This window comes from Paenibacillus sp. N119s (assembly GCF_059447605.1).
This window is the reverse complement of record NZ_JCAJRU010000003.1, coordinates 48,774-58,768: the sequence shown is the minus strand read 5'-3', so window position 1 is coordinate 58,768 and position 9,995 is coordinate 48,774. Positions and strand designations below refer to the sequence as shown.

Below are 9,995 nucleotides of genomic sequence, written 5' to 3'. Positions count from 1 at the left end.
GATATGATTGCGTTTACAATCTAAATGAAAACAAAGTAAATTTAAATTAAAGGATACGCATAGGAAGAGGAGAGGAAGGATGAAAAAAACGCTGCTGGTGTACATGCTGTTAATTGCGGCCTTTGCTCTCTATGTGTTCAGATATGAACAATCCGAGCGGTTGAATGGAGCTTGGGAGGAAAAAGGGCTGCGAGGCAGCATCGGAGAAACGTACATGATGATTACGTTCCAGTCCGGTTTGGAGTATTGGAAAAGCGGGCTCAAAGGTTTTGAGGATGCTGGGGATGCCTTGGGGGTAACTGTGGAGTACCGGGGGGCTACCCGGTATGATGCTCAGGAGCAGATGACTGTCATTGAGCAGGCGATTGCTCGTAAACCCGCAGGTATTGCCATATCAGCGATTGATCCCCACTCCCTGATCCCGGTCATTAATAAGGCGCTGGATGCGGATATTCCTGTAGTGCTGTTTGACGCCGGAGCACCAGGGAGCCGGGCGTATACATTTTTGGGTACGGATAATTACAAGGCGGGCGTGACCGCTGCGGAAAAAATGGCAGAGCTGCTGGGACGTGAAGGCCAAGTCGCTATTCTGACACTGCCGGGGCAGCAGAATCATGAGGAACGCTCGCGTGGCTTTCGCGATACCATTCAGCGGCAGTATCCTGCCATGAAGGTGGTGGAAGTGGTGGATGGCCACGCTGACGTGATGGTGTCCAGGGGTGAATCGCTAAGGCTGATGAAAGCTTATCCGAAACTGGCGGGTATTTTTGTGACCGAAGCCACCGGAGGAACAGGTGTGGGGGAGGCGGCACTGAGCCAAAAAAACAGTCATCCGCTGAAGATTATTTCTTTTGATACGAATAAAGCGACACTCGATATGATTCGTGATGGAACGATCTCGGCCACAATTGCGCAAGGGACATGGAATATGGGCTATTGGTCACTCCAATATCTGTTCCATCTGCATCATCATTTGACGGTTCCTGCACCTTCTTCGTCCGGAGATAACACGCCACTGCCCGTGCGGGTGGATACCGGGATTTCCGTAGTCACCCAAGCGAATGTAGATGATTATTATGCAAAATAAATATTGGAAGCGCATCCAATTAAGGGTACATCAAATGATGCCAAGGTTACGCTTGCGCAATATGCCTTTACGTTATCAGCTCATGCTGCTATTCCTGCTGTTTGGCATCGTGCCTTCGCTGGGACTAGGCCTGCTGGTGAATTGGACAGTGGAGCGAATTGTGGAGCGGCAGGTGGAAAACCATACGATGCAGTTGATTGGCAAGGTGAACGAAGCACTCGATACCAAAATGGAAAATTTGCAGAACATGACGTATCTGATTGCGTTTAATCCTGAAATTGGGGATTTTTTGAAAGGACGGACCCTGGCTGATGGCCACGCGGGTCATACAAGTGGTGCAGCGCCAGAAAACCAAGGGAAGCAAGCACAGCAGCCCCTCCTTAACCAGTCTCCAGGCTCCAAGCAGGTAGTAAGTTCCGTACAGGAGCAGGATACACTGTATGAAATGAAGCAATTTTTACAGGGCTTTACCACCTTATATCCTGAAATAGCCGGGATTCTGATCGTGAACGAAAAAGGCGATTATATTAGCAATGAAATGTATGCTCGAAGCACGCGCAGCCTGACGGAAGAAGACTGGTACACACAGGCGGCGCAGCATGCAGGGATATTCACGGTGCTGGGACAGCCAAGTCACCGTAATGTGACCACTCATGTCCGATATAAAGACAGCGAAATTGTATCTGTCGTTCGCTCGGTCACGGACTCGGAGACGGGACATGTACTGGGTGTGATTATGATCGATCTCAAGCTGCGGGCAGTGTCGCAAGCTGCCAGAGATGTAACCCTGGGCAAAAGCGGGTATGTCATGGTGACAGATGCTGAGGGACGCAGTGTATACATGCCGGATATGCCTTTGATTGAACGCATTCCGCCGCAATGGTTTGGCACAGGGGACAGCGGGATGTTTACCCGTGAAGCGGGAGGTAGGGAATTGCTGTTCATGTTCCAGGCTTCCGAGTTCACGGGCTGGAGAACCGTGGGAGTATTCCCGGCGCGCGAGTCTACACTGGAAGTGCGGCAAATTCAGTTCTATGTCGTTTGTTTTGTTTTCATTGTATGTCTGTTTGGCTTAACGGCATCCTTGCGATTGTCCAGTTCCATCGCGCAGCCGATTTTCCGGCTTATGTCTTATATGCGTAAGGCAGAGACAGGGGATCTTACGGTTCGCCAGTGGAGTGAGCGCGGGGATGAGATCGGAATGCTGGGCCGGAGCTTTAACCGAATGCTGGAGCAGATCCGCCGTCTTATGTCGCTTAGCGAACTGAGGGAACGGCAAAAACGGGATGCCGAACTGCGCAGTCTTCAAGAGCATATTAAGCCTCATTTTCTATACAATACGCTAGATACCATTCATTGGATGGCCCGAAAAAATGGAGCAGACGACGTATCTGACATGGTGGGGGCGTTATCGAAATTGTTCCGCCTTGGGCTATCCAAAGGGGATGACTTTATTCCGCTGCACTCCGAGATTGAGCATATTTCAAGCTATATGCAAATCCAGCAAACCCGTTATCGTGACCGGCTTCGCTGGGAATTGAATGTACCCGACGAGCTGAAGGATCTATTCGTATTGAAGCTGATGCTTCAGCCTGTGGTGGAAAATGCAATTTATCACGGCATTAAGGCCAGACGCGGTCCGGGCACGATTTGCGTAGAAGCTAAAGCCGAGGACGACAAGCTGCTGCTGACGGTACGTGACGACGGTGCAGGGATGACAGCGGAACGTCTGCGTGAGTTGCGTGAATGGCTGGAAAGGCCACTGGAAGCGATGGAAGGAAGACAGAAACAAAAGGGAGTTCGTACAAATGGCAGGAGCTACGGCATGCTAAATGTGCAGGCGCGTATACGATTGTCTTTTGGCGAGGAATATGGAATTGCATTGGACAGTAAAGAAGGGGGAGGGACCTGCGTAACAATCACTCATCCGTTGCTGCTGGATATGGCGCAACTGAAGAAGCCTTATGACAGAGGAGAGGGTCAGGATGACGAAATTCAAGGGAACAGACAACGCGACAACGGCGAGTCTGATTGACCAAGCCATACCAGAAGTAGGCATAGCCACGGCCAAACATTATCAAGTACTGATCGCAGATGATGAGCCGATCATTCGTGAAGGGATTCGAGATTGCCTCGACTGGGCGGCTCTAGGCATGGAGGTTGCAGCAGAGGCAGAGGACGGTGAGGAAGCGCTGGAGCTGGTTGCTCAGCTTGGCATCGACATCGTGCTGGTCGATATGAATATGCCGTTCATGGACGGGATTGAACTGATTCGGCGACTGCGGGAAGAACGCCCGGAGTGCCGTTGCCTGATCATTTCCGGGCATGATGAATTTGCTTATGCGCAGGAGGCTGTCCGACTTGGCGTAGAGGATTATATTTTGAAGCCGGTACATGCGGAGCAACTTCACGCTGCATTGTCGCGTCTTCGTCAACGACTGGACGAGGAGCGCAAGCGTGCGGTGTATATAGAGCAAGCTGCCGGGCAGATTGAACGGAATATTCCGCTGCTGCGCCAGCGGTTTTGCCTGGAATGGCTGGAAGGACAGCACACGGGAATAGACATTATGGAGCAGTTGGCGTTTTTACGTCTTCCATCCCGGCCGCCTGTTCAGATCGGTGTGGTACGGTGGCCAGCGGTAGAGGCACGGCAGACGATGATGCGTGAGAATGATCGCCAATTGTTTCTTTTCGCCGCTGAAAATATTATTGGCGAACTGCTGGAGGACCGATCACATGTGTTGTTCCGCGATGCGAATGGGCTGATCGGCATATGCCTGTGGCAGGAGGCACCCGAGACGATCGGTGCTTCCATAGAGCAGGCCATTGGACGCTATCTGAATATAGCGGTTCACACACATGTGGAGCCCAACACAGGTGGGATGGAAGGCGCAATCGATGCGTATCGGCTCAGCCGGGATCGGGTGCACGGTGAATCGCAGCTATCTCCCATCGTGCGCCGGGCACGGCAGCTTATTCAGGAAGGTTATGCCGATCGGGAACTGACGCTGGAAGCACTGGCCTCGCGTCTACAGGTATCTCCTGTATATCTCAGTCGTGTGCTCAAAAAGGAGCTCAACGACAGCTTCGTGACCCTCGTCACACGTGCCCGTATTCGCAAAGCAGTGCAGCTGCTGGACTCTACGACGTTGTCTGTGCTTGAAATAGCAGAACGTACGGGATACGACAGTCAGCACTATTTTAGCACTGCTTTTAAAAAGGCCATGGGCGTGTCGCCTGTGCAGTACCGTAAGAACGGAGGAATTCAGGAGAATTCGTTGGAGTAGGAATGGAATGTTGGAATGCGGAATTGTCCTGCACCGTCCCATGATAATCTGTGCTAAAAAGTGTGTGTGTAATCACACCTGCACGTTCAGGGGTTTGTTACGCTGTAGATAACGAACAAATATCTATCAATATTTGGAGGAAAACAATATGTTTTGTTATCAGTGTGAACAGACGCCGAGTGGCGGGTGTAAAGTCATTGGAGTATGCGGAAAAAATGAGACGGTAGCGAGTTTGCAGGATACAATGATTTTTGCATTAAAAGGCATTGCTGCCTATGCCACACATGCACGTCAGTTGGGATATAGCGATCCTGAGGTGGATCGGATTACGCATGAAGCGTTATATATGACCTTAACTAATTCTAACTTTAATGTACAAGAGCATTTGGAAATGGCGATGAAGGTCGGAAATGCAGCTGTACGGATCATGGATGTGCTGGATCGTGCGCATACGGATCGTTTTGGCATTCCACAGCCGATTACCGTCAGCCAAAATAAAATCGAAGGCCAATGTATCGTCGTGACTGGACATAATTTGTACGCGCTGGAGGAATTACTGCGGCAGACGGAAGGAAAGGGTATCAACATCTACACCCATTCGGAAATGCTGCCTGCCCACGGTTATCCGGCGTTAAAGAAATATGCACATCTCAAGGGCAACATCGGCAAAGCCTGGTACGATCAACGCAGATTGTTCGAAGAATTCCCGGGCGCGATTCTTGCCACGACCAACTGTGTTATGCCGATTAAAGGCACCTATGCAGACCGTTTCTTCTCTTATGAAGTAGCAGGACTGGAGGGTGTTGCCAAAATTGTGAACGATGACTTCTCTCCACTGATCGAACGTGCGTTGGCCCTGCCAGCCGCAGATGTAGACTCTGAACAGGTGCTTACGACAGGATACCATCATGAGACGGTCATCGGACTGGCACCTGAGATCATTCAGGCAGTCAAAGACGGACATATCCGTCGTTTCTTCGTCATCGCGGGCTGTGACGCACCAGGCAAAGGCGGCAACTATTACCGCGAGCTGGCGACATCCTTGCCGAATGACACGGTCATTTTGACCACGTCCTGTGGTAAATTCCGCTTTAATGATGTGGACTACGGCACTGTTGGAGATACTGGCATTCCGCGTTATATTGATTTGGGGCAATGCAACAATTCGGGTTCTACTGTGAAAATCGCTCTGGCATTAGCAGATGCTTTCGGCTGTACAGTGAACGAGCTGCCTGTCAGCATCGTGCTGTCCTGGTTTGAGCAAAAAGCGGTTGCCATCCTGCTAGGCTTGTTCAGCCTGGGCATTCAGGATATTCGTATTGGGCCGAAGCCGCCTGAGTTTATTTCTTCTGGTGTACTGGATGTACTGGTGGAGATGTTTGGCTTGAAGCTCATTACGACTGCAGAAGAAGATATGAAAGCGATGCTGGCGTTATCGTAAGGAATAGAGATGGTGGGGAACTGCAAAGCGCAGTTCCTTTTTTTTGCTTCATCGTTCATCGATTCTCATAAAGATGTCCGTAAGAATCTTTAAAGCCAGTTCAGTATCTTTGGATTCACGAGTTCTTAGGAGAGACAAAATGGCTTTTATACTCGAATCTTCTTCGGTAAGCTCATCATTTTCCTTCACATATGTAAGTAACTGATAGACGCTCACGTTCAATGCCTTTGCTATTTTCTCCAGATTTTTTAAAGATATATTTCTCTCCGCGCGCTCAATGAAACCAATGTAACTCGAATTGAATCCTGCTTGTTCGGCTAAAGCTTCTTGGGAAAGTCCTTTAGACTTTCGAATATCTCGAATACGTGTACCGACTAATTCTAAAAGTTCTGACATGTTTACACCTCTCTATAGTTAGAAGTGTAGAGAAAGAGTTACATCTAATTAATATGCGTTAGTAAGTAAATTGAATTAAAAACTACTATATAGTAATATTCAATATGAAGCTTGTCCGATAGCTAGAAAATTATACATTTTAGTGGTCCAATGATATGCTACGTTGCTCACACTGTTTGTGAAATTTTAATTCAGGAGTTGATTCCCCCATGAAACATTACTCCTTAAGCAACCAACTACATAGTGAAGCTGATTTCAAATTGCCTAAGTATAGCGACACCCACATATTGAATTGCATGCTGGATTTTCAAAAGCTTGCCCAATACCAAATGCAGCTTGCCCAGATGATGCGTGACCATAATCAATGGCTAAACTGCCTCATTCTTTGTGATCGTGCCATGTTTTCTATGGCGAAGGCCATATATGTACATCGAAATCAAATCATACCTTTATCCATTAGCCTATCCATGAACGATCTGCTTAGGCTAATTCGCTCGGATGCGGAGCCGTGTTTAGATGTGGTGCTGTTTATGGGCACCGTGCATTATCTGGTTTCCGGAGAGGATGAAGCATCCGAGGAGTCGATGAAACAGGAGGAAGTAGACATGTTGCTTTATAAAACAGACTCTATTCTAGAGCGTCTATCGCGGCGTATTGTAACGAATCCATCGAAGCAGTATCCGTCTATTTTTAAAGAAGCCCCGTTGCATTAAATTGTTAAATTTTTATCCATAACACCCGATTATTTTAGAGCTGATGATATAATGGCGAAAAGGGAGATATTGGCTAAGGCCTAGACCCTAAAACCTCCACATTAGAAAGGGTGTTATTTGATATGCCTACATACAACAAGCTGGTGCGGGACCGGATTCCGCATATCATTATGTCTCAGGGGAAGGAATGTCGGACACGCATTTTAGACTTAGAGGAGTATAAGCAGGAACTGCGAACGAAGCTTCGTGAAGAGACAGAGGAATATTTTGCGGCAGACAAAGATCAGGATGCGCTGGAAGAACTGGCGGACATGCTGGAAGTCATCCGAGCGCTAGCAGAAGTACATGGGGCGAACGTACCCGAGCTGGACAAGCTGCGGGCAGACAAAGCTGAAGCACGAGGCGGATTTCAGGAGCGGGTGTTCTTAATTGATGTCGACGAAGCTTAACGTCAAGCTTATTACGGATAATTTGGCGGATGAGCTTATAGCCGGAATACAACATGCCTCCGGGATTTATATTATGACTTCTTTTATAATGCATTCCGGGGTCAAGCTGCTGGCTCCGCATCTCAAGCAGGCTGTAGATCGTGGCGCAGAGGTGCGTATGCTGGCGGGGGATTATCTATATATCACACAGCCGGAAGGTTTGCGGGCGCTATGTGAGATAGATCATCGGGTTGAGGCAAGATTATGGCAAAGTAGGGGGACATCTTTTCACCCGAAGGTGTATTTGTTCGATCATGATAATGGAGAAGGATTGCTGATAGTAGGCTCATCCAATTTCTCATTCACTGCATTGAAGACGGGATATGAATGGAATTTGGCGATGAACGCGCAGGCAGAACCCTATACTTTTCAGTCAGCTTTGGACAAATTTATGCAGAGCTTTTACCATGAAACAACTCTTCCAGTCAATACAGATTCTATTGCTTCCTATGAGGAAGAATACAAAAAAATTCACCAAAAGAATCCCGAGTTGATTCGGCGTATAACGGATATGGAAGAGGCTGAAATTAGGGTAAGAATGGTGGAGGATTTGTCTGAACATACGGATGAGCAGTTATTTACACCAATTGAACCACGTCCTGCACAGATAGCGGCATTGGAGGCTCTTGAGGGAACACTGGAGGAGCAATATGACAAAGCAATGGTTGTCATGGCTACCGGTTTGGGAAAAACGTATCTGGCGGGCTTTTTTTCTCGGCGGTTTCGACGTGTACTGTTTGTCGCGCACAGAGAGGAAATTTTGTCTCAGGCACGAAAATCCTTTCAGCAGATTATGCCAGACCGAACTTACGGGATTTACAATGGTCAATTTAAGGAGGGGGATGCAGACTGCGTGTTTGCGTCTATATACACGCTTGGGATGAGAAAGCACCGTGAAGGATTTGAGCCAGACGCTTTTGATTTAATTATAGTGGATGAATTTCACCATGCGGCGGCACCCTCGTACTTATCGGTAATCCAACATTTTCACCCCAAATTTCTGCTGGGAATAACCGCAACACCGGATCGTCTGGATGGCAAGGATGTATATGCCTTATGTGATGGAAATGTAGCCTACCAGATTCATTTTATTGAAGCAATTCGAAGGGGCTGGCTGGTACCCTTCCAATATTATGGAGTATATGATCATACAGATTACTCGAAAATTCACTGGTTAGGTACCAAATATGATGATGAGCAGCTGGCGGCAGTGCAGCTTCAGGAAGAACAGGCAGAGAAAATCTATACTGCATGGGTTCGGCATAAACAGACAAGGACAATCGGGTTCTGCTCGTCAATACGTCAGGCAGATTTTTTGGCAAAATATTTCCGTGACAAAGGTATGAAGGTATTAAGCTTACATTCACGAACTGTGCAAATGTCCCGAGAGGAAGCGATTAGACAGTTGGGAGTCGGTGAGCTGGAGATCGTCTTTACAGTTGATCTCTTTAATGAAGGTACGGATATTCCGCAGGTAGATACACTTTTGTTTGTTCGTCCGACGGAATCACTTACCGTCTTCACACAACAGGTAGGTCGGGGTTTGCGACTGGCCGAGGGGAAAACACATTGTGTGATCATCGACCTAATCGGTAATTACCGGAACGCAGATGTAAAGTTTCAGCTTTTTGCAGAGTTGGAGGCAGAGGATTCCACAAGGAAAAAGCAAGATGCAATTATACCAGAAGTGCCTGAAAGTTGCGAAATTCAACTTGAAACACAAGTTATAGACCTGCTGCAAGAGCTAAGCCGCAAAAGGATGCCGCACCGCGAAAAGCTGCATCGTGATTTTCTTGACTTAAAACAGGAATTAGGTCGTATTCCTACATATCTGGAATTGCACTTGCTTGGTCGTTCAATAAGTAAGGCATATCGGAATGAGTTCGGCTCCTATGTCGGATTTCTCTACTGGGCGGAGCTTTTGTCTGAACAGGAAAAAGAAACGTATGTTCACCACGAGGCGTGGCTGCGGGATGTGGAACGGACTGTGATGACCAAGAGCTACAAAATGGTCGTTCTCCTCTATATGCTGGAACGCGGGGAAGAACACTGGACAGACCCGGTAAAACCAGAAGATATAGCATTATTTTTCCATACGTTTCTTACAGAAAAGGAATATCGGAGACAAAAAGATTTTGCTGATAAGGAATCAACAGGGTTATGGGAATGGAATGCATTAACTGAGAGGAAGGTAGTGCAACTCATTTCCAATATGCCTATGACAAAATGGAGTACAGCAAAGGGAAGCATGACGCGGTTCGAGGAAGGTGTATTTACACTAGCTTTGAAGGTAGAGGACGCTGACGAACGCGCAATACTATATCAATGGACGAAGGAAATTTGTCTGTATCGTCTGCATGTTCATTTTGAACGAAAGTTGAAGGAATAGATGTAAAGTTTTGGCTACCCATAGGTAGCCTCTTTTATTTTTTATCCACACAAAGGTTAAAATTTTATAAAAAAAGTTCAAAACCTGCAAAGACCTTCCCTGGTCTGGAATGATACCATGTGTTTACACATAAAAAAGGAGAGGTGCTCATCGCCTCACTTATGTAAGCGCTATCTAATTACAGATCTAATCAG

The 9,995-nt window shown here is 47.5% G+C and carries 8 protein-coding genes; 7 read left to right on the top strand and 1 reads right to left on the bottom strand.

Annotated features, from left to right (window positions below; genetic code table 11):
• The first annotated feature begins 79 nt into the window (after positions 1–79).
• From AC5V8P_RS01150 to hcp, 4 genes are all read left to right on the top strand, one after another.
• On the top strand, positions 80–1,087 hold the full coding sequence (locus tag AC5V8P_RS01150; protein ID WP_064795516.1) for a substrate-binding domain-containing protein: 1,008 nt from the start codon (positions 80–82) through the stop codon (positions 1,085–1,087).
• 34 nt (positions 1,088–1,121) lie between these two features.
• Positions 1,122–3,122 (top strand): cache domain-containing sensor histidine kinase, encoded by a 2,001-nt coding sequence (locus AC5V8P_RS01145; protein WP_064795584.1) that lies wholly within the window; start codon positions 1,122–1,124, stop codon positions 3,120–3,122.
• A complete protein-coding gene (locus AC5V8P_RS01140; protein ID WP_064795515.1) occupies positions 3,073–4,374 on the top strand; it encodes a response regulator in 1,302 nt (433 codons plus the stop codon). Before AC5V8P_RS01145 ends, AC5V8P_RS01140 begins: the two co-directional genes overlap by 50 nt.
• Positions 4,375–4,522: 148 nt before the next feature.
• Positions 4,523–5,815, top strand: a complete 1,293-nt coding sequence (hcp, locus tag AC5V8P_RS01135; RefSeq protein ID WP_063212429.1) for a hydroxylamine reductase — start codon at positions 4,523–4,525, stop codon at positions 5,813–5,815.
• Between the two features lie 48 nt (positions 5,816–5,863).
• Here the strand turns inward: hcp and AC5V8P_RS01130 are convergent, their stop codons facing one another.
• On the bottom strand, positions 5,864–6,211 hold the full coding sequence (locus AC5V8P_RS01130; protein WP_040101959.1) for a helix-turn-helix domain-containing protein: 348 nt from the start codon (positions 6,209–6,211) through the stop codon (positions 5,864–5,866).
• Between the two features lie 209 nt (positions 6,212–6,420).
• On the opposite strand from AC5V8P_RS01130, the gene AC5V8P_RS01125 reads away from it, so the two are divergent.
• The 3 genes from AC5V8P_RS01125 to AC5V8P_RS01115 all read left to right on the top strand — a co-directional run bounded on the left by AC5V8P_RS01125 (position 6,421) and on the right by AC5V8P_RS01115 (position 9,801).
• Positions 6,421–6,924 (top strand): hypothetical protein, encoded by a 504-nt coding sequence (locus AC5V8P_RS01125; protein WP_063212428.1) that lies wholly within the window; start codon positions 6,421–6,423, stop codon positions 6,922–6,924.
• A gap of 122 nt (positions 6,925–7,046) precedes the next feature.
• The gene (locus AC5V8P_RS01120) at positions 7,047–7,373 is read left to right on the top strand and encodes a nucleoside triphosphate pyrophosphohydrolase (protein ID WP_064795514.1); all 327 of its coding nucleotides are present in this window, start codon (positions 7,047–7,049) and stop codon (positions 7,371–7,373) included.
• Positions 7,357–9,801, top strand: a complete 2,445-nt coding sequence (locus AC5V8P_RS01115; RefSeq protein WP_064795513.1) for a DEAD/DEAH box helicase family protein — start codon at positions 7,357–7,359, stop codon at positions 9,799–9,801. Before AC5V8P_RS01120 ends, AC5V8P_RS01115 begins: the two co-directional genes overlap by 17 nt.
• Positions 9,802–9,995: the final 194 nt, after the last annotated feature.

Excerpts from the sequence above, each read along its gene's own strand:
- AC5V8P_RS01115 (WP_064795513.1), top strand. The coding sequence starts at position 7,357 with ATGTCGACGAAGCTTAACGTCAAGCTTATTACGGATAATTTGGCGGAT.
- AC5V8P_RS01120 (WP_064795514.1), top strand. The coding sequence starts at position 7,047 with ATGCCTACATACAACAAGCTGGTGCGGGACCGGATTCCGCATATCATT.
- AC5V8P_RS01150 (WP_064795516.1), top strand. The coding sequence starts at position 80 with ATGAAAAAAACGCTGCTGGTGTACATGCTGTTAATTGCGGCCTTTGCT.
- AC5V8P_RS01140 (WP_064795515.1), top strand. The coding sequence starts at position 3,073 with ATGACGAAATTCAAGGGAACAGACAACGCGACAACGGCGAGTCTGATT.
- AC5V8P_RS01145 (WP_064795584.1), top strand. The coding sequence starts at position 1,122 with ATGATGCCAAGGTTACGCTTGCGCAATATGCCTTTACGTTATCAGCTC.
- AC5V8P_RS01125 (WP_063212428.1), top strand. The coding sequence starts at position 6,421 with ATGAAACATTACTCCTTAAGCAACCAACTACATAGTGAAGCTGATTTC.
- hcp (WP_063212429.1), top strand. The coding sequence starts at position 4,523 with ATGTTTTGTTATCAGTGTGAACAGACGCCGAGTGGCGGGTGTAAAGTC.
- AC5V8P_RS01130 (WP_040101959.1), bottom strand. The coding sequence starts at position 6,211 with ATGTCAGAACTTTTAGAATTAGTCGGTACACGTATTCGAGATATTCGA.